At 34.0% G+C, this 26,024-nt stretch carries 18 protein-coding genes; 15 read left to right on the top strand and 3 right to left on the bottom strand.

Annotated elements, in window-relative coordinates:
- Positions 1 to 308: 308 nt before the first annotated feature.
- The 7 genes from FLAPXU55_RS13870 to FLAPXU55_RS13840 all read left to right on the top strand — a co-directional run bounded on the left by FLAPXU55_RS13870 (position 309) and on the right by FLAPXU55_RS13840 (position 8,369).
- A complete protein-coding gene (locus FLAPXU55_RS13870; protein WP_180858416.1) occupies positions 309 to 761 on the top strand; it encodes an Lrp/AsnC family transcriptional regulator in 453 nt (150 codons plus the stop codon).
- A gap of 19 nt (positions 762 to 780) precedes the next feature.
- Positions 781 to 2,268, top strand: a complete 1,488-nt coding sequence (locus FLAPXU55_RS13865) for a M20/M25/M40 family metallo-hydrolase (protein WP_180858414.1) — start codon at positions 781 to 783, stop codon at positions 2,266 to 2,268.
- 13 nt (positions 2,269 to 2,281) lie between these two features.
- On the top strand, positions 2,282 to 3,133 hold the full coding sequence (locus FLAPXU55_RS13860; protein ID WP_180858412.1) for a cyanophycinase: 852 nt from the start codon (positions 2,282 to 2,284) through the stop codon (positions 3,131 to 3,133).
- Between the two features lie 2 nt (positions 3,134 to 3,135).
- On the top strand, positions 3,136 to 5,334 hold the full coding sequence (locus FLAPXU55_RS13855; protein WP_180858410.1) for a penicillin acylase family protein: 2,199 nt from the start codon (positions 3,136 to 3,138) through the stop codon (positions 5,332 to 5,334).
- Between the two features lie 98 nt (positions 5,335 to 5,432).
- The gene (locus FLAPXU55_RS13850) at positions 5,433 to 6,206 is read left to right on the top strand and encodes a dienelactone hydrolase family protein (protein ID WP_180858407.1); all 774 of its coding nucleotides are present in this window, start codon (positions 5,433 to 5,435) and stop codon (positions 6,204 to 6,206) included.
- A 162-nt stretch (positions 6,207 to 6,368) separates the two neighbouring features.
- Positions 6,369 to 7,337 (top strand): DUF3667 domain-containing protein, encoded by a 969-nt coding sequence (locus FLAPXU55_RS13845; RefSeq protein WP_053471695.1) that lies wholly within the window; start codon positions 6,369 to 6,371, stop codon positions 7,335 to 7,337.
- Between the two features lie 9 nt (positions 7,338 to 7,346).
- Positions 7,347 to 8,369 (top strand): M28 family peptidase, encoded by a 1,023-nt coding sequence (locus FLAPXU55_RS13840; RefSeq protein ID WP_180858405.1) that lies wholly within the window; start codon positions 7,347 to 7,349, stop codon positions 8,367 to 8,369.
- A 151-nt stretch (positions 8,370 to 8,520) separates the two neighbouring features.
- Here the strand turns inward: FLAPXU55_RS13840 and rho are convergent, their stop codons facing one another.
- The gene (rho, locus tag FLAPXU55_RS13835; RefSeq protein WP_180858403.1) at positions 8,521 to 10,323 is read right to left on the bottom strand and encodes a transcription termination factor Rho; all 1,803 of its coding nucleotides are present in this window, start codon (positions 10,321 to 10,323) and stop codon (positions 8,521 to 8,523) included.
- 184 nt (positions 10,324 to 10,507) lie between these two features.
- On the opposite strand from rho, the gene FLAPXU55_RS13830 reads away from it, so the two are divergent.
- From FLAPXU55_RS13830 to FLAPXU55_RS13820, 3 genes are all read left to right on the top strand, one after another.
- A complete protein-coding gene (locus FLAPXU55_RS13830; RefSeq protein WP_053471698.1) occupies positions 10,508 to 10,924 on the top strand; it encodes a DUF4293 domain-containing protein in 417 nt (138 codons plus the stop codon).
- 160 nt (positions 10,925 to 11,084) lie between these two features.
- Positions 11,085 to 11,747 carry a response regulator gene (locus tag FLAPXU55_RS13825; RefSeq protein ID WP_053471699.1) on the top strand — a complete coding sequence of 221 codons (663 nt, stop codon included), beginning with the start codon at positions 11,085 to 11,087 and terminating at the stop codon, positions 11,745 to 11,747.
- A gap of 64 nt (positions 11,748 to 11,811) precedes the next feature.
- Complete coding sequence (locus FLAPXU55_RS13820; RefSeq protein WP_235992050.1) at positions 11,812 to 12,696, top strand: sensor histidine kinase; 885 nt, start codon at positions 11,812 to 11,814, stop codon at positions 12,694 to 12,696.
- Between the two features lie 4 nt (positions 12,697 to 12,700).
- On the opposite strand, the gene FLAPXU55_RS13815 is transcribed toward FLAPXU55_RS13820, so the two are convergent.
- The gene (locus FLAPXU55_RS13815; protein WP_180858399.1) at positions 12,701 to 13,195 is read right to left on the bottom strand and encodes a metallophosphoesterase family protein; all 495 of its coding nucleotides are present in this window, start codon (positions 13,193 to 13,195) and stop codon (positions 12,701 to 12,703) included.
- A gap of 197 nt (positions 13,196 to 13,392) precedes the next feature.
- Complete coding sequence (locus FLAPXU55_RS13810) at positions 13,393 to 15,321, bottom strand: SPFH domain-containing protein (RefSeq protein WP_180858397.1); 1,929 nt, start codon at positions 15,319 to 15,321, stop codon at positions 13,393 to 13,395.
- A 495-nt stretch (positions 15,322 to 15,816) separates the two neighbouring features.
- Here FLAPXU55_RS13810 and truA point away from each other — a divergent pair, with 495 nt between their 5' ends.
- From truA to FLAPXU55_RS13785, 5 genes are all read left to right on the top strand, one after another.
- Positions 15,817 to 16,551 carry a tRNA pseudouridine(38-40) synthase TruA gene (gene truA, locus FLAPXU55_RS13805; protein ID WP_180858395.1) on the top strand — a complete coding sequence of 245 codons (735 nt, stop codon included), beginning with the start codon at positions 15,817 to 15,819 and terminating at the stop codon, positions 16,549 to 16,551.
- Between the two features lie 96 nt (positions 16,552 to 16,647).
- The gene (locus FLAPXU55_RS13800) at positions 16,648 to 18,402 is read left to right on the top strand and encodes an ABC transporter ATP-binding protein (RefSeq protein WP_180858393.1); all 1,755 of its coding nucleotides are present in this window, start codon (positions 16,648 to 16,650) and stop codon (positions 18,400 to 18,402) included.
- A gap of 13 nt (positions 18,403 to 18,415) precedes the next feature.
- A complete protein-coding gene (locus FLAPXU55_RS13795; protein ID WP_180858391.1) occupies positions 18,416 to 19,987 on the top strand; it encodes a sensor histidine kinase in 1,572 nt (523 codons plus the stop codon).
- 85 nt (positions 19,988 to 20,072) lie between these two features.
- On the top strand, positions 20,073 to 22,661 hold the full coding sequence (locus tag FLAPXU55_RS13790) for a zinc-dependent metalloprotease (RefSeq protein WP_180858389.1): 2,589 nt from the start codon (positions 20,073 to 20,075) through the stop codon (positions 22,659 to 22,661).
- Positions 22,662 to 22,682: 21 nt separating this feature from the next.
- Positions 22,683 to 26,021, top strand: coding sequence for a SusC/RagA family TonB-linked outer membrane protein (locus tag FLAPXU55_RS13785; RefSeq protein ID WP_180858387.1), 3,339 nt, complete (start codon positions 22,683 to 22,685; stop codon positions 26,019 to 26,021).
- Positions 26,022 to 26,024: the final 3 nt, after the last annotated feature.

Below are 26,024 nucleotides of genomic sequence, written 5' to 3'. Positions count from 1 at the left end.
TAAAACACGAATTTATTTCAAACAAAATATTTAAAAAATAAAACGTTTAGCAACTTAACTCCGGTAGGAGTTACAGATCGGTAGAAAAAAAAAGAATTTGATCACGCTAAATGTCCCATAGGGACTATATAATAAAACACGAATTCATAATATTCTAAAAACAAAACGTATAGGGGTTTAACTCCGTTAGGAGTTGCGGATCGGTAGAAAAAAATGATTTAATTACCGTAAAATGTCCTATCGGGACATCTGAAAAAACGTATTTATTTTTAAACAATATTTGGAAAAATAAAATTTAACATTACAAAATGGATAGTTTAGACGAATTTGATATCAACATAATTAAAGAATTAGAAAAAGACGGAAGAATGGCTTTTTCTGCCATTGCGGCCAATTTGAAAATATCAAATACAATGGTGCATCAACGCATTAACCGATTATTGGAACAAGGAATAATTGGCGGTATAAAACCTATTATTCAGGAGAAAAAAATTGGTTTTGACTGGGCATCTTTTACCGGAATTACTTTAAATAAAGATTCTGATTCGGATAGAATTATCGAAGAATTAAAAAATATTCCCGAGATTACAGAATGTTATTATGTAACAGGTTCGTTTACACTTTACATCAAAATTGTAGCGAAGAATCACGAACATATGCGAAGAATTCTTTACGAGAAAATCGACAATATTCCGGGAATTGCAAAAACGGATTCTATTATTGAATTAGGCTGCGCTTTTAAAAGAAATATCATTTTATAATTAATTTATCTGGTGAAATATGTATCTACGTATATTGCTTTTATTTACCTTTTTTTGCTGTAAATCTTTGCTGTTTTCGCAGACTGCAGTTTCAAATCCATCTAAAAGTGATTTTACAAGAACACTTTCTATTTTAGCTTCTGACTGGTTGCAAGGACGTGGTGCAACTCAAAAAGGCGGTTATATGGCCTCAGAATATATTGCGTCGATGATGGGTTTATATCAGCTGAAACCTTATAGTCCTGACAGGTATTTTCAAAATTTTAAAGTTTTAGAACATACCGTAAAAAAAGCGTCTTTTGAAATCAAAAAAGGAAACAAAACTATTGCACTTTCAGAGAATGATTTTGAATTAACACCAATCTCACAATCTTTACAAAAAAATACTCAAGTCGTTTTTGCTGGTTACGGATTGAGCGTTCCTGAGGAAAATTACGACGACTATAAAAATCAAAATGTAAAAGGCAAAATAGTTGTTGTTTTGAGAGGTTTTCCAAATCATAATGACACAACTTCGGCCGTATATCAGAAATTTAAAAAATTATTTCCAGAAGAAAATAATTTAGAAGAAATGAAACTGAAAAATGCAATAAATAAAGGCGCTGCTGCTTTAGTTATTATCGATTATAATCAAAACTTTAGACTAAAAAATTCAAATCAAAATGATGTTTTTCATTCTTTAAAAAATGAATCCAGCGTTTCGATACCGGTTTTCAGATTGAGCAAATCAACAGCTGAAAAACTTTTATCAGACAATAAAATTTCATTAGAAACATTCGAAAAAAAAGCACAAAACCTTCAAACGGCTTCTGCTCTATTAAAAAACACAATTATTAATTTCTCTATTGATTTGCAGACTAGAACTTTTTCTGTTCGAAATGTTTTAGGAATGCTTCCCGGAAAAGACACCACAAAAACTATTATCGTTGGTGCGCATTATGATCATTTAGGGATTAAAAATGATTCGATTTATCATGGTGCAGATGATAATGCATCGGGAACATCAGGAATGCTGGCTTTGGCAAAAAACTGGTCAGAATCTAAAATACAGCCAAAATATAACATCCTTTTTGCAGCGTGGACTGCCGAAGAAATGGGACTTTTGGGAAGTGAATATTTTGCTCAGAATTTAAAAAATCAAAAAATCCTGCTCTGCATCAATATGGATATGATTTCTAGAAGTGCTCCCGAAGATAAAGCGCGTAGAATTCTCAGTATTGGAACGCAAAAAGAAACCGAATATTTAAAGAAAATTGCCAATGAAAGTAACGCTAAACTTCAAAACCCGTTTAATTTAGATTTATGGGAAACTAACGGACATTCTGGAAGTGATTATGCGTCGTTTACCGCAAAAGGAATCCCGATAATGACTTTCTTTAGCGGTTTTCACGAAGATTATCATACACCGCGCGATATTGATTCAAAAGTAGATTTAGATAAAATACAGGATGTATTATTTATTGTCAACAATTCTCTTTTAAAATTTATAGAAAATCAGCCAAACTAAACCAAGATAGACCATGAAAAATAAGCTACTTCTCAAATCGTTTACAATTATTTCTTTGCTATTAACGAGCTGTTTTGTTCAGGCGCAGAACCCGAAGGGAAAATTATTTATTATTGGCGGCGGCGATCGTTCTGATGATTTAATGAAACAGGTTTTAGATGTAGCAGAATTAGGCAAAAAAGATTATATCGTGGTTTTACCGATGTCAAGCGAAGAACCGGACAGTTCGTTTATCTTTTTTAAAACACAAATGGTAAAACTAACTTCAAATCCAATTGTGATGCTGAATTTCAATAAAGAAACAGCTCAAAATAAAGCCCTTACAGATTCTGTTCAAAATGCTAAATTGATTTTTATAAGCGGCGGCGATCAAACCCGTTTTATGAAAGTCGTTCATAATACTCCCATAAAAACCGCAATTTTAAAAGCCTACGAAAACGGAAGTACAATTTCCGGAACAAGCGCCGGAGCAGCCGTAATGTCTGAAAAAATGATTACCGGAAACCAGAAATTACAAAAAGAATATACAGGAACTTTTTCTGTTATTAAATACGATAATCTCGAAACTGATAAAGGTTTGGGTTTATTAAAAACGGTCGTTATCGATCAGCATTTTTTAAAAAGAAACCGTTACAACCGTTTACTTTCTGCTTTAATTGAATTTCCTGATTTAACGGGAATTGGTATTGACGAAGCAACTGCCATTATTGTTAGAAATAATAAAGTGGAAGTTGCCGGAGAAAGTGAAGTAATTGTTTTTAAGAATCCAAAAGGCATTGTAAAAGCAAAAAAAGACAATCTAATTTCGATTGAAAAATTAGAAATGAGCATTTATACTGCCGGACAAAAATTTAATATCAAATAAACATGTTTCCGTATTCTAAAATCTTAAAAATAACTTTTTTAATCTGTTTTGGTTTTCAGCTTTCGGCACAAAAAATCAGTACAAAAGAAAGCAGCCGATTAGAAAAACTGGCTGAAAAAGCTACTATAATCCGCGATAATTGGGGTATTCCGCACGTTTACGGAAAAACCGATGCCGATGCTGTTTTTGGTTTATTGTATGCACAATGTGAAGATGATTTTAAAAGAATCGAAATGAATTATATAGAAAAACTTGGTCGTCTTTCTGAAATTAAAGGCGAATCGGTTTTATATAATGATTTAGAAATTAAACTTTTAATTGATGTTGATGAAGCCAAAGCTGATTATAAAAAAGCACCAGACTGGCTTAAAAAACTTCTAAACAGTTATGCCGATGCCATCAACTTTTATCTCTATAAACATCCCGAAGTAAAACCTGCACTTTTAACGCATTTTGAACCGTGGTTTCCGCTGCTTTGGACAGACGGAAGTATTGGCGCTATTAGCACCGCAGATCTTTCTACCGGAGAATTAAAAGCTTTTTATTCTGGGAATACTGATAAAGTGGCGTATGTAGAAAGAGAAAAATATGTGCAAACAGGATCAAATGGTTTTGCTTTTGCACCATCAAAAACCGAAAGCGGGAATTCGATTTTATATATTAATCCGCATACAACATTTTATTTCAGGCCAGAAGTTCAAATTTCAAGTGAAGAAGGTTTAAATGTTTATGGCGCCGTAACGTGGGGTCAGTTTTTTATTTATCAGGGATTTAATGAAAATTGCGGCTGGATGCATACGTCTTCAAATGTAGATGTTGCGGATATGTATGCCGAAAAAATCACCAATAAAAATGGAAAACTTTTCTACGAATTCGATTCTAAACTTTTACCTGTTATCGAAAAAGAAATCACGATAAAATATCTGGAAAAAGGAAAACTAATTCCGAAGAAATTCAAAACCTACGCAACAAATAACGGTCCAATTATGGCCAAACGCGATGGAAAATGGATTAGTTTAAAATCAAATAATCGCTCGATGACAAGTTTGATTCAGAGCTGGATTCGAACTAAATCGACCAATTTTGACGATTACAAAAAAGCAATGGATTTAAAAGCCAATACTTCTAACAATACGGTTTATGCCGACAGCAAAGGAAATATTGCGTATTGGCATGGCAATTTTATTCCAATTCGTGATAAAACTTTAAACTGGGCAAAAGTTGTTGACGGCTCAATTTCTGCAACACAATGGAAAGGTTTGCACGATGTCAATGAAACCGTTCATTTATACAATCCAACAAATGGCTGGCTTCAAAATTGTAACTCTACCCCATTTTCTGTCGCAGGAAATAATAGTCCGAAAAAAGAAAACTATATTCCTTATATGGCTCCTGATGGAGAAAATTTTAGAGGTGTAAATGCCGTTCGAATTTTCAGCAATAACGAAAAATATACTTTAGACAAAGTTATCGCGAATGGTTATGACACTAAATTATCCATTTTTGAAATATTAATTTCGAGTTTAATTAATGTTTTCGAAAAAAATATAAAACCGGAATCTGTTGAATATTCAGAATTAGCTGAACCTATTTCAATTCTAAAAAGCTGGGATTATTATGCTAAAGAAAATTCTGTTGCCACAACTTTAGCCGTTGAATGGGCATATAAATTAGACCCAATTATTCAGAAAGCTTATATAGATGAAGGAGAATTAGATCAGGTTGAAAACACTAAAAACTTTGCAAAAAATGCGACTGCAGCACAAATGATTCCGCAGCTGCAAACGGTTATAAAAGAATTGAGCTCAAAATGGGGAACCTGGAAAATGGCTTGGGGCGAGGTCAATCGTTTTCAGCGTTCAAGCGGAGAAATTGATTTAAAATATGATGATAACCAACCGAGTTTACCAATTGGTTTTGGTCCCGGTTCGTGGGGAAGTTTGCCTTCTTTTAAAGCGAATTATCAAAATAATTCTAAAAAACGATACGGTTACAACGGCAACAGTTTTGTGTGCGCGGTTGAATTTGGTTCAAAAATAAAAGCAAAATCATTATTAGCCGGCGGAAACAGCGGCGACGCCAATTCAAAGCATTTTACCGATCAGGCAGAAATGTATCGAAACGGACAATTTAAAGATGTTTTGTTTTATAAAGAGGACGTTCTTAAAAATGCCGAACGAACTTATCATCCCGGAAAATAATTTTGTTTGATAAAATGTGTTAAATAAACCTCGCGAAATAGCTTCCGAGGTTTTTTTGTAACATAATATTTCTGATATTTGTTAAAAATTGTAAAAAAATGAAAAATTTAGCCACCCTTATTTTTGCTGCAATATTGTTTTCAACTACTATGAATGCACAATTAAAACCCGTAAAATATTCTGAAGGAAGCCAGGCATTGAATGGCTTATTTATAAAATCTGCTAAAAAGAGCGCTAATAATCCCGGAATCCTGCTTTTACCAGCTTGGTTAGGAATCGATAATGCTTCAAAAGGAATTGCTGGAGAGTTATCAAAATTAGGTTACCATGTTTTCATCGCTGATATCTATGGTGAAGGAAATTATCCAACAAACACTTCTGAAGCAGGAAAACAAGCCGGATTTTATAAAAGCAATCCTGAAGCTTACCAAAAACGAATTAATGCAGCTTTGCAGGAATTAGTAAAATCCGGAGCAAATGCAGATAATATTGTTGCTATTGGTTATTGTTTTGGAGGAACCGGAGTTCTTGAAGCAGTACGTGGACATCTTAACGTAAAAGGAATTGCTTCTTTTCACGGCGGTTTAGGTAAAGATGCAGCAAGAAAAACAGAACCAACTCCAGTTAAAGTTCTAATTTGTCACGGAGCTGATGATCCATTTGTTCCAAAAGAGGAAATTGTATCATTCCAACAAGAAATGCGTGATGCAAAAGCTGATTGGCAAATGATTTATTATGCAAATTCTGCACACTCTTTTACAAATCCAGAAGCCGGAAATGACAATTCAAAAGGGGCTGCTTATAATCCAGTTGCAGCAAAAAGATCTTTTGAGCATTTACAGCTTTTTTTAAACGAAGTTCTTAAAAAATAATACTTTTTATGGCGCACGGATGACACTAATTAAACAGATTTACGCTGATTATAATAAAATTAATTCGTGTAATTTGTGGCAAAAAACCAGTGCAAACCCGTTCAATCAGTATAATCCGTGGGCCAAACCAATAACCAAAATCAAATCAACCAAAAATAACCAATGTCACACAACAAAATTAGAGAAGACAAAACCTGTTTAAACTGCAGGCATGTTGTTGAGCAAAAATTTTGTCCAAACTGCGGACAGGAAAATTCAGATTCCAGAAAAACTTTTCATCATTTGTTTATTCACTTCTTTGAAGATTTAACGCATTATGAAAATGCTTTTTGGAAAACAATACGCAACCTTCTTTTCAAACCGGCAACGCTGACAAAAGAATACCTTTCAGGAAAAAGATTATCTTATCTGGCACCGGTTCGTCTTTATATTTTTATCAGTTTTATTACTTTTCTTTTAATTGCCATATTTCCAAGTAAAGTAGGCGATCAAATTAGTAAGGGTGAAAAAGAAATTTCTACAAAACTCATTAATCAGGATAAAAAAGGAACTAAAGGTGCCTACAAAACACATTTTGAATTAAAAACGATGAAAGAAATCGATTCGATTCAAAAGTATGGCAAGGAAGATGAAAAACTCTCAGAGCTTGAATACTGGCTTTATGAAAAATCAGTTCATGTTACAGAGAATAATTCTAAAAGAGAAATTGTAGAAAAATTCATTGAATCGTTTTTCCATAATATTCCTAAAATCTTGTTTATAATAATGCCATTTTTCGCTTTCTTTCTATGGATTTTCCATAACAAAAAGAAATGGTATTATTTTGATCACGGAATTTTTACGCTGCATTATTTCTCGTTTTTACTGCTCATTTTCCTCATTATGTTTATTGTAGAAAGAGTCGTTGGATTATTTGGAGAAGACAGCCCCATTAGCTTTATTGCGAGTATCGTTAATGTTGTAGGCACAATATGGATGTGTTACTATTTTTATCCGGCGCATCATCGTTTTTATGGAGAAAGCAGAATAGTATCGTTTGTTAAAAGCGTAATATTATTCTTTATTAATTTCTTTTTTATTCTATTTTTACTAACATTTTATGTTTTATACACATTTATCAATTTACACTAATATACTATAATGAAAAAAATTGTAATTCTATTATTAATTGCTTCGGCTTTTTCATGTAAAAATGCGCAGTCTGTTGCTTCGAAGGATAATTCAGATCCAACGAAATACGTGAAACTTATCTCTGAAAAAGACCTTAAAAAAATGCTTTATACTGTTGCTTCTGATGAAATGCAAGGTCGTGAAACCGGATCACCAGGACAGAAAAAAGCGGGTCTTTATATGATCGAGCAATACAAAAAAAGCGGTGTGTCATTTCCTAAAGGCGCATCTGATTATTACCAGCATATTCCTGCATCCTATTTAAATGCAAGACGTAATCAAAATTTACCTGATTCTGAGAATATCTGGGCTTATATCGAAGGTTCTGAAAAACCGGATGAAGTTTTGGTAATTTCTGCTCACTACGATCACGTTGGTATTAAAGATGGTGAAGTTTATAACGGAGCTGACGATGATGGTTCTGGAACTGTAGCGGTTATTGAAATGGCAAAGGCTTTCGCGAAAGCTAAAAAACAAGGCCACGGACCAAAACGTTCTATCTTGTTTTTACACGTAACTGGCGAAGAGCACGGTTTACACGGATCTCGTTTTTATTCTGAAAATCCTTTGTTTCCTATTGCAAACACAATTTCAGATATCAACATTGACATGATCGGACGTCGCGATGTTGAACATGCTAACACAAACAATTATGTATATGTAATTGGTGCCGACAGATTATCATCTGACTTACACAATGCGGTTGTGGCTCAAAATGAAAAATACATCAAAATGGACTTAGATTTTAAATTTAACGATCCAGCAGATCCAAATCACTTTTACGAGCGTTCTGACCACTACAACTTCGCAAAACACGGTATTCCAGCAATTTTCTTCTTCAACGGAGTTCACGAGGATTACCACGGAAAAGGCGACGAACCTCAAAAAATCGAATACGACGCTTTAACTAAAAGAACAAAACTGGCTTTCGTACTAGCTTGGGAATTAGCGAATAGAGAGAATAGACCGGTGGTTGATGAACCGATTAAATAATAAGTGACAAAGGTTCAGAGTTTTTTGAAACTTAAATCATAAAAAAAGGATAAGCTAAGCTTATCCTTTTTTTATTTATATTTTATAATTTAGCTAAAGCTCCAAAATAAAACCTTTGTCACTTTGTCACTTTGAGCCTTTGCACCTCTTCCTAGTCATTCATAGAAATCAAAAACTCCTCATTGTTTTTTGTTTTCTTGAAACGGTCGTTTACAAAATCCATAGATTCTACCGGGTTCATATCTGAAAGATATTTACGCATGATCCACATTCTTTGTAATGTTTTCTCGTCCAATAATAAATCATCGCGACGTGTACTTGAAGAAGTAAGATCGATTGCAGGGAAAATACGTTTGTTTGCAATTTTACGATCTAACTGAAGTTCCATGTTACCGGTTCCTTTGAATTCTTCAAAGATAACCTCATCCATTTTAGAACCTGTTTCTGTCAATGCAGTTGCGATGATACTTAATGAACCTCCGTTTTCTACATTTCTGGCCGCTCCAAAGAAACGTTTTGGTTTTTGTAATGCATTAGCATCAACACCACCACTTAACACTTTTCCAGATGCCGGCTGTACTGTATTGTAAGCTCTTGCTAAACGTGTAATTGAATCTAAAAGAATAACAACATCGTGTCCACATTCTACTAAACGTTTTGCTTTTTCAAGAACGATATTGGCAATTTTCACGTGTTCTTGCGGTTCTCTGTCAAAAGTTGACGCGATAACTTCTCCGCGAACACTTCTCTGCATATCTGTAACCTCCTCAGGACGCTCATCAATCAAAAGAACGATCAAATAAACTTCTGGGTGATTAGCAGCAATTGCGTTGGCAATATCTTTTAAAAGCATTGTTTTACCTGTTTTTGGCTGAGCAACGATCATTCCACGCTGTCCTTTTCCAATAGGAGAAAACAAATCGATAATACGGGTTGATATAGAACTGCCTTTTTCGGCTAACTTGAATTTTTCAGAAGGAAAAACCGGGGTCAGGTGTTCAAAAGAAACTCTGTCACGAACCACCTGCGGATCATGTCCGTTGATTTTTAATACACGAACAAGAGGGAAAAATTTCTCGCCTTCTTTTGGAGGACGAACCACACCTTTTACAGTATCTCCGGTTTTTAAACCAAATAATCTGATTTGTGAAGTTGATAAATAAATATCATCCGGTGAAGCTAAATAATTATAATCAGAAGAACGTAAAAATCCGTAACCATCAGGCATCATTTCAAGAACACCTTCACTTTCGATAATTCCGTCGAATTCAAAATCTGAATCCCTGAAATTATTGTTCTTTTTATTTTTATTGTTTTGGTTTTGATGATTCCCATTATTTCCGTTTCCGTTCCCATTTTGGTTTGGGTTTTGGTTTTGATTCGGATTCTGGTTAGGATTTTGGTTTTTATTCTGATTAGGATTAATCTTTTTAACCGAGGCAGTATTTTCAGTTTTTTCAGCAACTGGTGCTGTTGTATCATTTTCTGTAACTTCTTCAGCAGCAACTACTTCTTTTACAGTTTCTTTTTCCTTTTGCAGAGCGACCTTTTTTTCATAAGCTGACTTATTGAATTTTACAATTTTAGGTCCTTTTTTCTCCGGAGTTTTAGTTTCGACAGCTTCTTCAGCTTGTGCTGTCTGCTTTTCTTCTACAGCCGCAGGAGTTTCAATTTCCTTTGGAGCTTCCTCTACACTATCAAATTCAAGAACAGGGGCATTTTTACTGACTGTTTTTTTAACCGGAGCAATTCGGGCTCTTTTTGGCTTGTCATTATTTGCTTCCTTTTCTGCAATAGTTTCTGCAGGCGGTGCTGATGCCGCCTCCTGGTGCGCTAATATCTGAGTAATCAGAGTATCTTTTTTAACGCCATTAATCTTTATTGTTTTAGCTAATTTAGCTATTTCTTGAAGCTCAGAAAGCTTCATTTCTTTTAATGCAGAAATATCAAACATGAATTGTTCTATGAGTTTAATTATTTTAAAGGAAATACTGTAAAAAGAATAGGTAGATATTTTTTTTCAATTGCCCGCAGTATGAAGTGCTTACGGTATTATGATGCAATAATACGAATAAAATTTAATCATACAATAGTATTTTAAAAAAAGAAAATATATTTTTGTAAAACAATTTTAGATCATGATACAAAGAATTCAAACCGTATATCTAATTCTTACCTTTGTTGTTACAGGGGTTTTAATGTTTTTTATGCCGCTTTGGACATTAAATACTGGGAAAGCTTTCTATTTTATGCAAGACCAGTTTTACACAATTTTACTAGGCTTAAGCACAATGCTTACGATTGTTAGTATTATTTCATACAAAAAGAGACAAAATCAGTTTGTGATGAATCGACTGAACATAATATTAAATTTAATTTTATTAGGATTATTTGTTTACCGCTCTCTAAATTTATCTGGAGACACAACAACAATTGTGTCAGAGAAAGGTATTGGGATGTTTCTTCCTATTGTTGCTATCGTGTTATTAGTTCTTGCTAATAAGGCCATCAAGAAGGACGAAGATCTTGTAAAATCTGTAGATCGTTTGAGATAAACCTATAAACTTAATTTTTTTGTGCGAAGAGAACCCGAATTTATATTCGGGTTTTTTTGTGCCTGATTTTTAAAACAAAAGGTAAAATCTGAAATGATTTTCAAAAAACAATTTTGTAAGATAATTTATTCATAAATTTGCTTTTTGTTCTAAATTACTTATGGCAGATAAAATAAAGATACACCTTGCTGATGATCATCAGGTTCTTATTGATGGACTGACCAATTTACTGCAGACAGTTCCAAATTTTGAAATTGCCGGCAGTTCTTTGAATGGTCTCACTATATATGATGATGTAGTCCGTAATAAGGCTGATATTTTAGTTTTGGATATCAGTATGCCGCAAAAAGACGGAATTGAGGTTTTAAAAGAATTCAGTCAAAAAGGATTTCCTTGTAAAGTAATTATTTTATCCAGTTATGATGATTTAAAAATCATTAAAGAAGTAATGAAATTGGGTGCCAAAGGCTATTTGACTAAAAAATGTGCCGGTGAAAACATCATTGAAGCTATCGATGCTGTATATCAGGATCAGGAATATTATTCTGATGCGGTACGGGAAAAAATCTTTAGCATGTTTTCTCAAAATAATCCCAAATTAAGCAAGAATGTTTATACTGAAAATCCAATTTTAAGTCCGAGGGAAATGGAAATCATAACACTCATTTGCTTAGAATACAGTGGAAAAGAAATAAGCGAGCAGCTTTTTATCAGTATAAATACAGTCGAAACGCATCGCAAAAATATTATGAAAAAACTCAATATAAAAAACACCATTGGGCTTGTAAAATATGCTTTAAAAAACAACCTAATAAACCCATAAATTAAAAATCAAGAGAATAATATCCCGAAATATGTTTTTTATTAGAATTTTAATATCGCTTATTATGCTTATCTCTACTGGAGATAAGGTTTTCAGCCAGCAAAATACTACATCAAAAGAATCTAATATTTCTATTGTAAAACCAGCAAAAAAAGAGTTTTCTGAGCAATCAAAAAGAGAACAGTTACGAAACAAAAAAGTGGTAAGTCTATTTGTTGTTCTAATCGTGATTTTATTTTTTCTTTTTTATCTCGTTTATCAAAACAATAAACTAAAGCAAAAAATTAAGCGAAAAGACACCAAACAAAAAATCCTTTTAGATGTAATAAATGCAGGGATTGACAGTCAGGAAACTGAACAAAAAAAGATCGCAGCTTTTTTACATGACAATATCAATTCGCTTCTCTCTTCTGCCGGATTACATTTGAATGTTTTTACAGCTAAAAACAATATACAATCCGAAGAAATTCAAAAGGCAAAAGCTATTTTATCAGAAGTCCACGATCTGCTGCGTGATATTTCGCATGATCTTGTGCCAACTCTTTTAGTTCGTTTTGGATTGATTTATGCTTTAGAAGACTTATGCGAACGAAACTCCAATTCTAGCATTAATTTTGAGTTTACAAGTTCTGTTGCAACAGATACGCGATATTCTGAAAAATTTGAAACCAAACTCTATTTCATTGTTTCAGAATTATTCAACAATATTATAAAACACAGCGAAGCGCAAAAAGCCCAAATTTCAATACATGAAAACAACAACCAGTTAATCATTATTATTCATGATAACGGAATAGGTTTTAGTGCCGAAAAATTAAATGAAATTGAAGGTTTTGGTTTAAACCGAATTCGGGTGAGAATTAAAAAATTAAAAGGAAGTTTTTCTATAATTTCAAGAGCAGATGAAAATACGGGAACCTCAATTAAAATAAAAGTTCCGATTTCATAAAGCCTTATTTTTTACCAATCTCGATAATTTCCAAATCCTTTATTTTATCATCGTCAATAACAAAACGAAGCATAGTTCGCATTTGATGGAAACCGCTTTTTCCTGCCGCACCGGGATTCATATGCAATAAATTGTTTTTTTTATCAAACATCACTTTTAAAATATGCGAATGTCCGCAGATAAATAATTTCGGTGGATTTGAAGCCATTTCTTCCCTAATACCAGGATTGTATTTTCCCGGATAACCTCCAATGTGCGTAATCCAGACTGAAACATTTTCGCATAAAAATCTATTATGAAGCGGAAATTCTAATCTTGCCTGCGCATCATCAATATTTCCGTAAACACAACGAAGCGGTTTTAGCTTTTTTATAGTATCTGTAACATGTAAATCGCCAATATCTCCAGCATGCCAGACTTCATCAGCCTGATTGACATATTTTAAAATAACATCATCAATATGAGAGTGAGTATCGGAAAGCAGAAGGATTTTTTTCATTCTTTTTTAAAGGGACAAAGGTTCAAAGAAACAAAGATACAAAGGTTTTTTCTGTAGAGGCGCACAGCAGTACGTCTTTCGTCAGGTTTTCATTTCTTTATAAATACAAAAAATCCGATCTGTTAGATCGGATTTTTATTTACGGTTGGTTTAGACCTGACAGGTTTTTAAAACCTGTCAGGTCTGCAGCACTGTTTTTATTTCTTCGGATTTTGATTTTTAACTTCTTTCAAATCCTTAGAGTCTTTGGTATCCATCATTTCCATTAGTTTTAATCCTAATAAACCACTGATTGAACCATCAGAACCACCATTTCCAGAAATTAAAACATCTGGAATTACTTTGATGTTTCCTTTACCAATTTCCTCGGTTACTTTATATCTCGTAAAGTTATCGCCTCCCATTGCGCTAACCTGAAGCTGGTATGCTTCTGCAGTAGATTTACCAATTGCCATAATCTTTTCAGCTTCTGCAAGACCGGTTTTTGAAATTCTTTCGGCTTCGGCACTAGCATTCAGTTTAGTTGCTTCTGCCTGTGCTCCTGCTCTTGCTTTTGTTGCTTCGGCCTCTGCATTGGCACGCATTTTTGTAGCTTCTGCTTCTGCGTTTACATTCAGTTTTAAACTCGTTGCGTCCCCTTCTGCTTTCTTAACTGTAGCATCTGCAGTACGCTGAGCGATTTCAACACTTTGAGAAGCACGTACAATTTCTTTCTGCATATCAGCAATTGCCGTTTCTTTCTCCATTCCCTGACGCTGCTCTTGCGCCATTCTTTGGGTTTGGTAGGTTTTTTGCTCTTCTTCAGCCAGTTTTCTGTCTGTTAAAGTTTTCATTAATGAATCTGGCGGAACAATATCTCCAATCAGGGTATCAACCGCATTTACGTTATATTCATCAAGTACTAATTTGATATGATTTTTAGCCGATTCCTGACGCTCTTTTCTGGTTGTCAGGAACGAAATCACATCGCTGTCCTGAGCCGAGTTTCTGAAATAGTTACCAATTGTAGGCTCTAAAACCTGAGAAACCAAGTTGTTCATGCTTCCGAAACGAGCAATTACTTTTGGAGCTTCTGCTGCCGGTACGTGAATAATCTGCGCAACGTCAAGATTGAATGGGAAACCGTCTTTTGAACGAACCGTAATTGTAGAAAGATTTTTATCTAAATCGTGTGATTCGCTGCGTGCGTTTGCCCAGTTTAAAACTAAGTTCGTTGTTGGAACTGCTTCTAATTTTGTGGTGTATTTATTCAACGCATATTTTCCAGGTCCAAAAGGTTCCATCCAAACACCACGCTGTCCTTTTGAAACAATATTACCGTGTTTAAAAGTATCTCCGGTTACATCTTGTCCGTCTTCTCCAATATAAGAAATCACAACTCCAACATAACCAATTGGCACATCTGTCATTGGGTTTTGCTCAATTAAAACTCCCCAAGTATTGATATAGTAAGAACCGGCTAACATAACCTGAGGCTGCAAACCACGATTCCCGCCATGTTCCAAAAATTTATCAAAATCCTGAAAGTTATTATGATCGTTAACAAATTTACCTGCAATTTGTCCCTGCGGAATTGGTTCACCGTCCAGAGCAGTTACAATACCAATCATGTTTTCAAAAATTTTAATTTGATCTGCAATTACAATCTCAAACAAAAATGTATTAATACGGTAAGAACCCGTTGTGATAAAAGCGGTCTGACGTCCTTTTTGACCTCCATTGTCTAAAAAGGCAGTTGCATCCTGAAAATTATCACTTTCTACTTTTCTGGCTAAGATTCTTCCGGTTGGAATTTCTTTTCCGTCTTTACTTAAAACCAGTCCAATTTTTCCTTCCGGAATTAATGTAAAACCAGTCATATCTATTGAATACTGCCAAATCCACATTCCCCAGTATAAACCCGGAGCAAGTGTTTTTGCCTGATAACCGGCTTCACCTTTTGTAGCGATAATTCGGCCGTCTGGTAATGATTTGTCCGTGCCAAACAAAACGAATTTTTTGGTCACTAAACCAATTTTATCTTCTGGAACTATTACCATTCCGAAGAAAACACGTAAAATAAATTTGTAAAAAAGAATGGCAAATACAATTAAAAGTATCCACCAATAAGAGGTAATTTCATTCATAGTTTTAGATATTTAATGGTACAAACATAGGAGAAATATGAAATGTTAAAATGAAAAATTTTAAAAATTAACATTTGGAATTTTCTGACCAAAAATGTTAAAAAATGATTTTAATTATATCGTTGGAATTGTCAATTTGTGACACGATTTTTAGCTGGGCAAACTATGATTTGCATTTTGGGTTTTAAGGGATTTTAACAAAGATTCTGAGATTCTGAGAAGCTAAGGTTCTAAGTTTTGTTTTTAGATTTTTATTGAAATGGATATTTATCGATTTTAAAATATATCGGAAATATTATACCTATAATATATAATGCATTTCCAATCTGGCGTTAGACGCACTGCTGTGCGTCTCTACCCATTAATTGAGGATAAAAAAACTTAGTCCCGATAACTATCGGGATAGCAACTCAGAATCTTAGCATCTTCAAAAAAACCTTTGTACCTTTGCACCTCAGTACCTCTGTACCTTAAAAAAAACCTCTGTACCTCACAATGAGATATTTTATTCATTTTGCTTATAACGGAACTCATTATCATGGCTGGCAGTTTCAGCCTAACGCATCATCAGTTCAGGAAACTTTAAATAAGGCACTTTCAGTTTTATTGAATTCGGAGATAAATGTGATGGGTGCCGGAAGAACAGATACTGGTGTTCATGCCGAGGAAATGTACGGGCATTTTGATTTAGAAAAATCAATTGATATTCCGGTTTTGGTGCACAAGCTGAATTCGTATTTACCAAAAGATATTGCGGTTTATAATATAATTCCCGTTCACGATGATGCGCATTGCCGATTTGACGCTACAAAACGAACGTACGAATATCATATTAATACAGTAAAAAATCCGTTTTTAGAGGAATTGAGCTGGTATGTAAATCAAAAGTTAGATATTGATTTAATGAACAAGGCAGCAAAGCTTTTATTAAACCATACCGATTTTCAGTGTTTTTCGAAAGTGAATACAGATGTTAATACTTTTGACTGCACGATTTTTGAGGCGTATTGGAAAAATGAAAACAACAAACTGGTTTTTACAATTTCGGCGAATCGTTTTTTACGAAATATGGTTCGGGCAATTGTGGGAACTTTGATTAATATAGGATTGCACAAAATTACGCTGGCTGATTTTGAAAATATTATTGCCAGCAAAAACAGGGAAAAAGCCGGGTTTTCGGTTCCGGCGCATGGTTTATATTTAACCAAAATTTATTACGATTATTTATAGCTGTAGGCTATAGGCTTTAAGCAGTAAGCTTCAAGCACTTTATTAAAAGCCTATTGCCTAAAGCCTAAAGCTTAAAGCTTAAAGCATCAAAAAAAAATGAAAGCAAAAGCATTTGATACTGGTTTATTTAAAAGAATTTTAAAATATACGAAACCTTATAAGTGGCGTTATTACGGCGTTATTATTTTTGCGGTTTCGCTCTCCATATTTGCAGCACTTCGACCATACTTATTAAAGCAAACGGTCGACGGCTATATCAAGACACACGACAAAGAAGGTTTACTATTATACATTATTTTAATGGGAGGCGTTTTGTTGATGGAAGTTTTTTCTCAGTTCTATTTTGTGTATTGGGCAAACTGGCTTGGGCAGGATATTGTAAAAGATATTAGGAACAAACTTTTCAAACATATTTTAAGCTTTAGAATGAAATATTTTGATTTAGTTCCGGTTGGACAATTGGTTACCAGATCCGTTTCAGATATCGAATCGATTGCACGTATTTTCAGTCAGGGATTATTTATGATTATAAGTGATTTGATGAAAATGCTCGTGGTTTTGATTTTTATGTTTTACATGAACTGGAAGCTGACTTGGATTGTCATTGTTGCAATGCCAATTCTGGTTTACATTACCCGAATTTTTCAGCGTAAAATGCAGGTTGCTTTTGAGGAAGTAAGAACACAGATTGCCAATATGAATTCCTTTGTTCAGGAACGCGTAACGGGAATGAAAATCGTTCAGCTTTTTAACCGTGAAAAAATCGAAGCCGAAAATTTCAGGGTTATTAATGACAAACATAGAGTTGCTTGGATTAAAACCATTTTGTACAACTCCATCTTCTTCCCTATTGCCGATATTATTTCCTCGATTACTTTAGGTTTAGTAGTTGTTTTTGGCGGGTTCAAAATTTTAAACGGCGATAACTTTACCACGTTTGGAGATTTGTTTTCGTATACTATGTTCATCGGAATGCTTTTTAATCCGCTGCGCCAAATTGCAGATAAATTTAACGAGATGCAGTTGGGAATGATTGCTGCCAATCGTGTTTTTGATATTATAGATACCGAAGATCATATTCAGGATACAGGAAAAATTGAAGCTCCGGTTTTTGACGGAAGCATCGAGTTTAAACAAGTTCGTTTTAGTTATATTCCAGAGGAAGAAGTAATAAAAGGGATTGATTTATCTGTAAATTCCGGACAAACCATTGCAATTGTGGGTTCTACTGGAGCCGGGAAATCTACCATTATCAATTTGCTGAACCGTTTTTATGAAATCAACAGCGGAACAATTTACATTGACGGGCAAAATATTGAAGATTATACTTTGGCTTCATTAAGAAAACAAATCGCAGTGGTTTTACAAGATGTGTTTTTGTTTGCCGATACGATTTACAATAATATTACGCTTCATAATCCTGAAATTACCCGCGAACAGGTTTTAGATGCTGCAAAGAAAATTGGTGTTCATGACTTTATTATGAGCCTTCCTGATAATTATGATTTTGATGTAAAAGAACGCGGCGTTATGCTTTCGTCCGGACAAAGACAGTTAATTGCATTTTTACGCTCTTATGTAAGTAATCCAAGTATTTTGATTTTGGATGAAGCGACTTCTTCAATTGATACCTATTCTGAAGAATTGATTCAGCGTGCAACGGAAACGATTACTAAAGGAAGAACTTCGATTATTATTGCGCATCGATTGGCAACAATTGTAAATGCTGATAAAATTGTAGTTATGGATAAAGGTTTAATTGTGGAACAAGGAACACATCAGGAATTGTTATCGAAAACTGATGGTTATTATAAAAACTTATACGATTCTCAATTTTCGGTTGCGAATTAATTTATAAAACAATTTGAGATTTAGATTAAAAAAAATAACATCCCGACGTGCATTTTTAATTTATGTAGCCGTCTCTATTCTTATTACTGTTTCTTCTGTATATATATTGAGTAATTTGATTACTGATCTTACCGAAAAAGCAAATGAAGAGTCAGCACAGCGCAACTTTATTAAAAAGCAGGAATTTTTGTCTCAGGAATTTTCGAAATTTCTGGAACAGGAAAACAGAATAAAGCATGTTTTAAAAATAAGCCGACCAGAAGAACTGGCTTCTAACTTACATGTTTTGTCTTCGGTTCAAAACACCAATTTATTGGTAGCCAATAATTGGTTTCAGATAAATGATAATAAAATTCAGTTTGGAACCGATTCTATTTCGGATGACCTAAAAAAAGATGCAGAAGATTTTATCCAAAAAAATAAAGATCAGGATCATATCAATGTTATTATTCCGCAGGGACAAGAATGGGTCTGGAGAATTTATTTCAGACTTACTTCAAAAAATACAGTTGTTCGTTATGGTTACGATATTAACTTAAAAAAACTTGTTGATTATTTTTCCAGTATAGATGTCAAATCGACTAACAATTATGCTTTTATTTTTGATAAATCAGGAAGATGTATTTATCATCCCGAATTGAATTTTATAGGAAAAAATATTTATGAGATTTCCTCTACCCGCGCAATTGATACCATATTTACTAAAAAGCAGGATTATGCAAAAAGAGTTGCGATGTCTGAATATTTAGGGCTGGATGTTATTCGATTTACAAAAAAATTAGACCTTAGAAATACACATTGGTTTATATGTGTTAATTTCCCAAAAAATGTTAGTGACGAAAATGTAGCGTTGATTAATAAATATTCAACTTGGATTTATTCGATTACAACGGTTATGCTTTTGCTGATTTTCTATTTATTCTCATATGCAAACAGACGCGCGTATAGAGAAAAAGGAATTGCAATTAAAGAAAAAAACCGACTTCTGGTAGAGAACGAAAAAATTATAAAAGAAAAAGCCCTTATTCAGCTTCAGCATTTAAAAGAACAGATAAATCCGCATTTTTTATTCAATTCGCTTAACTCCTTATATATGTTAGTGGGAAGCGATGTAAAAACGGCGCAGAAATTTACGCTGAATCTTTCTCGCATTTATCGTTATTTAATTGATCCGCCAGAAAAAAATGTCGTTTCACTAAAAGATGAATTATTATTTATTGAGAAATATATCTTTTTACAGCAAACCCGTTTTAAGGAAGAATTGTTCTTTTCGATAAAAATCGAAGACGAAGAAGCTTTAGAAAAATTTATTCCATATCTGGCATTTCAGGTAGTGGTTGAAAATGCTATTAAGCATAATATGGCAACGGTCGAAAATCCGTTGACAACAGAAATTTTAATACAGAAAGATCAGGTAATTATTAGTAATAATCTTCAAAAAAAGGCTCACAGTGAACCCAGCACTAATTTTGGTCTAAAATACCTGTCGAGCATCTATACTTTCTACTCCAGAACCAATTTAAAAACCTCAGAAAAAGACGGCAATTTCGTTTGTATTTTACCTTTAATATCCATTCACTCCTAAAAAAAAGCCATTCACTCCGTTTTGTTTTTTTTCTGAACTAAATTCGAATAGTTTCGATGAAAATTAACTTAAACTTAACACCAAAATGAGGGAAAAGGCATTCCTACATAATGTAAAATTACTTTGCTTATTAATTTTATTATTATTCATTCCTGTTACAGTTCTTTCGCAAAAGAAAAAGAAAAAAGAAACAGAGACTGAAGTTGTAAAAGATTCTACTGACTCCAAAAAAGGAAAAAAATATAGTGATCTTATAAAAAAGGGCACATTAAAAAAAGGGCTGTTCAATATCATTCAGGTTAAGACTGATGTTTATTTTGAAATTCAGGATAGTTTATTTAAAAGAGAATTTCTGATTGTAAACAAATTATCACAAGTTCCTTTCCAAATTAACGAAGCTGGTTTAAATAAGGGAATGAATTATGAAAACAAAATCATTTCTTTTTATAAAGATACAATTGCAAAGAAAGTTTGGGTAAAAACATATGTTCCTAAAGTTTCTTCACCAAAAGAAGATGCCATTACAGCATCTGTAATTGACAATTTCTCTGAATCTATAATTGAAGTTTTTGATATTGAAACCAAAAACAACGATTCGAGCGCTGTAGTAATTAAAGTAAATAAGATTTTTGACGGAAAACAAAAAAGCTTCAATGATGTTTTGAGCAACACTGGTATTGGAGGTTCTGTAAAATCTGATTTATCGTACATAGAAAGTTTAAAAGCTTTCCCAAAAAATATTGTAATAAAATCGCAGCTTTCAACTTCTTTCGTCGAAGGCACATCGTCATTACCAATTACCCTTGGTGTGACAAGTAATATTATTTTATTGGATAAAACTCCAATGAAACCTCGTTTTTCTGATAACAGAATTGGTTACTTCTCTGAAAAGCATTGGTATTTTGCCGATGCACAGCAGGCAATGCTTGAAAAAGAATTGATTACCCGCTGGCGTTTAGAACCAAAGAAAGAAGATGAAGAACGATATTTGAAAGGTGAATTAGTAGAACCTAAAAAACCAATCGTGTATTATATTGATCCATCGACCCCAAAACAGTGGAGAAAATATATTATTGAAGGCGTACACGATTGGCAGGTTGCTTTTGAAAGAGCGGGATTTAAAAATGCAATTATTGCTAAAGAACCTACTGAAAAAGATTTAGACTTTGACATTGATGATGTACGTTATTCGGTTATTACCTATGCGGCATCACCACAATCCAATGCTATGGGCCCTTCGGTTGTTGACCCAAGAAGCGGAGAAATTATTGAAGCCGACATTATTTGGTGGCACAATGTTATGACTTCGCTTCAAAGCTGGATGCGTATTCAAACCGGAGCAATCGATCCGAAAGCAAGAGGAAATGTATTTAGTGAGGAACATATGGGCGAAGCAATTCGTTTTGTATCGTCTCATGAAGTTGGACACACATTTGGATTAAAACATAATATGGGCGCTTCTTTCGCTTATGATGTTGAATCTTTACGTTCTAAAGAATTCACGGAAAAAATGGGCGGCACTGCTCCTTCTATCATGGATTATGCCCGTTACAATTATGTAGCACAACCGGAAGATAACGTAACTGCAATTACCCCAAAAATTGGTGAGTACGACAAATACGCTATCGAATGGGGGTACAGATGGTACGGTCCAAACGAAAATGAAACGGCAAGACTAAACGAAGCTATTACAAAACATCAAAACGACCCAATTTATTTTTACGGTGAGCAAGGCTCTCAAATCGATCCTCGTTCGCAGTCTGAAGATTTAGGAAACGATGCTGTAAAAGCAAGCGAGTACGGATTGAAAAACTTAAAACGTGTTGTAGATAATATCTTAAACTGGTCCTACGATAAAGATAAGTCTTATTACGAAACTGGTAAACTGTATATTGGAGCTATCGGACAATGGCAAACGTACAATGGTCATGTATTAACCAATATTGGCGGTGTTTACTTAAACCCAACAGTTCACGGTGATAACAAACAGAGTTATGTTCCGGTTCCTGCAGCAATGCAAAAAAGAGCAGTAGATTATCTAGTAAAAAATGTAATTACAATTCCGCAATGGTTGTTTTTTAATGACGTTTTAGACAAAACAAATCCGCTGAAAGATTCTCCTTTTGGGCCTTATGAGTACACGCCATATACAATGTCAAGAGCATTACAATATGATGTTATATATAGTTTATTCAGCGATGACCGTTTACTTCGAATGACAGAAAATGAATTATATCAGCGAAATAAAACCACCGAGAAGGTTTTTACCGTAAATGAATTGTTTAAAAAAATGCATCAGAATGTATTTGCAGGAACTATCCAAAACAAATCACTTACTATTCTGGAGCGTATGACACAAAAGAATTATGTAGATGTTTTAATTATTTCGACAAATAAATTATTTGAAAAAACGGATGTTAAAAAAACAATCCAAATACAAGAAACATTACAAATGCCTCATTTATGTTCTTTAGATGATGCACATATGGCGAGAAACATTAATAATTCTTTCTTAAAAAGAGTTACAGAAGTAACATCAGATAAAAAAGGGGAATTAACAAAAGTACTTCAATTATTAAGAACAAAAAGAAGTACCGGAGATGAATCGACCCAAAATCATTACCGCGATTTAATACAACGAATCGACAAAGCTTTGAACAATACAACCTTTTAATACATAACCCAAACCCAAAACATGAAAAAAATTCTACATGCCCTACTGCTGTTCCTGGCCATCGCAGGATATGCGCAGGAAACCCGAACTATTACGGGGATCATTCAAGATGAAGCTGACTTGTCGCCAATTCCTGGTGCATCGATCTTTGTTGAGAACAATTCTATCTCAAACAAAACTGCTATGGCAGGTATTATTCAAAGTGAAGGAATCGGAACTACTACTGATTTCGACGGTAAATTCTCTTTGAAAATTTCAAAAAACATTACTTCTTTGAGAGTTACTTTCATGGGATACAAATCGTATACTCTTGAACTTTCTGCTCAAAAAAATTATACGATCAACTTAACATCTGAAACTGCAAAACTTCAGGAGGTTGTTGTAACAGGTTACCAAAAAATTGAGAAAAGAAAACTTACTGCTGCGGTTTCAAAAATCGACATGTCTGCAATCCAGCAAACAGGGGTTTCTAGTATTGACCAATTATTAGTTGGACAAATTGCCGGAGTTGCTGTAAGCACACCATCTGGAGCACCTGGAGCGCCTGCGAAAATCAGAATCAGGGGTACAGCTTCTCTTAACGGTACACAAGATCCTTTATGGGTACTTGATGGATTGCCATTAGAAGGAAATGAAGTTCCTAAAAACTTTGACAAAGACAATATCGACGTATTAGGCAACTACTCTATTGCTGGTTTAAATCCAGACGATATTAAAGATATTACGATTTTAAAAGATGCTGCTGCAACTGCTATTTACGGTGCGCGTGCTGCAAATGGTGTAATCGTGGTAACTACTAAAAAAGGTAGAGCTGGTAAAATGGTAGTAAGTTTCAATACGAATACATTTATCACACAAAGACCTGAGTTTTCTAAATTAAACTTGATGAACTCAAATGAGAAAATTGATTTAGAACTTAACATGGCAAGCCGTGCAGATTTGACTTACAGAGACACTGGCGGAGATATTTCTCGTATCCTAAACGGAGCTGGTGAATTAGACGCTTACAGAGCTGGAGGATTTTCTGCTTTAAGCCCTGCATCACAACAATCTATCAATTCTTTAAGAGGAAACAACACAAACTGGGGTAACTTATTATACCAAACAGCTATCAACACGCAGCATGGTTTAAGTTTATCTGGTGGTGGAGAAAAATCAGATTACTATTTCTCTTTAGGATACTATGATGAAAAAGGAGCGACTATTGGAACTGGTTTCAAACGTTACAACTTAACATTAAAAAACAACTACCAAATAACAGATAAGTTTAAAGTTGGTGTTGGTATTTTTGGTTCTGAAAACAAAACTACATCTTACCTTACAGATACAGATGCGTTTACAAACCCATCAAATTACTCAAGAAACGTAAATCCATATTTAACTCCATACAACGAAGATGGAAGTTATAAATATGACCCGGACATCGCTGGTTATTCTGGTCGCTATGTTCCTTTTAATATCTTGGAAGAAAGAGCAAATACTTCTTACGATTTAAAAACAAGAGCTATTAAAGCATTATTAGATGCTGAATATAAAGTTACTAAAGACTTAAAAGTAACGTCTCAATTAGGTTTACAATTAGACAATACTGCTAGCGAAAAATTTGCTGGTAAAGAAACTTATTACACAAGAAAGCAAAAAGAAAAATCACGTTATTTTACTAACGGAGCTTACAATTATTTCCTTCCGGAAGGTGGAATTATTCAAAACTCAAATACAGACTTTTTTCAGTATAACTTGAAAACAATGATAAGTTACAAAACTGAAATTGCTGAGAAACACGAAATCGAAGCAATGGTTGGTAATGAGTTAAGAAGAAACTACACAACATCTGTTTCAACTAAAGGATTTGGTTTTGATGAGAAAAATTTAACTACACAGCCAATTCTTTTCCCTAACGCTGGTTTCGCTAAGGAATCTGATTATAAACAATATGCTAAAAGTGAAAATGAAAATGCTTTTGCTTCTTTCTTCGCTACAGCAGCTTATACTTACAACAGAAAATATAGTGTATTTGGAAGTGTGAGATACGATGGTTCAGATTTATTTGGTGTAGATCCTAAATACAAATATTTACCACTTTGGTCAACATCTGCATCTTGGGCAGTGTCTGAAGAAGATTTCTTAAAAGATAACTTAACACTTTCTAACTTAAGACTTCGTGCTTCTTACGGTTTACAAGGAAATATTGACAAAAATACTTCTCCTTACGTAATGGGTACTAACGGAACAACTATTATTTTGCCAGGACAAACTGAGCCAATTATTACAGTTGACAGCCCGCCAAACGAAAAATTACGTTGGGAAAAAACTACTAACACAAACGTTGGTGCTGATATAGGTTTATTCAACAATCGTATTAGCCTTGTAACTGATTTATACGGAAGAAAAAGTTCTGACTTAATTGGTTTAAGAGCGCTTCCATTAGAAAATGGTTTCGAATATACTAACATGAACTGGGCACAAGTAAGCAATAAAGGTTACGAAATTACTTTGTCTACAAAAAACATTGACCGTCCAAACTTTCAATGGAATACAAGTATTAACTTTTCTCATAACAAAAGTAACATAGACCGTATCGAAGTACGTGATACTGACTACTTACCTAATAGAGAAGGACGTCCGGTAAATGCAGTATTCGGATTTAAAACAAACGGAATCGACGAAAACGGATATCCTTTATTTATCAATAAAAAAGGAGAAACTGTAAACTCTCAAACATTCTTTGGTTTATATGATCCATTTGCAGATATTTTCCCGGGAGAATTGGCACAGTCAAACTTATCAGCTGCTGAATTTAGAGATTTGTTTACTTACTTAGGAGACAGAGACCCTAAATTTACAGGAGGTATTACCAACACATTTAAAGTAAGTAATTTTGACTTAACAATTGCTGCTTCATTTAATATTAAACAAACTGTTACAAAAACTCCTCCATACAACGGAACTATCGTAGACAGAGGACAAAACTACAGTAGAGATATTTTAGATGCATGGTCACCAACTAATACATCTTCTAACTTACCAGGAATCACTAGTAAAGATTCAGGAACAGGAGATTCTTATATGGCATACCTATGGTATTCTGGGCAAAATCAAATTCCAACCTACAATTATTTAGATACATGGGTTAGCGAAATGAGTTATATGAGATTAAGCAGTTTGCGTTTAGGTTATACATTCCCTAAAGCATTTACAGATCAAATTAACATTTCAAGCATCAGACTTAATGTTGAAGCTAGAAACTTATTCGTAATTAGTTCTGATTACAAAGGTTACTTTGACCCTGAAACTTTCGGAAACATTTATGCACAACCAGTTCCTAAGTCATTCACTTTAGGATGTAATGTAACTTTCTAATAA

Source organism: Flavobacterium panici, assembly GCF_903819335.1.
GTDB lineage: Bacteria > Bacteroidota > Bacteroidia > Flavobacteriales > Flavobacteriaceae > Flavobacterium > Flavobacterium panici.
Note: the sequence above shows the minus strand (reverse complement) of the source record. Positions and strands in the feature narration are given on the sequence as shown.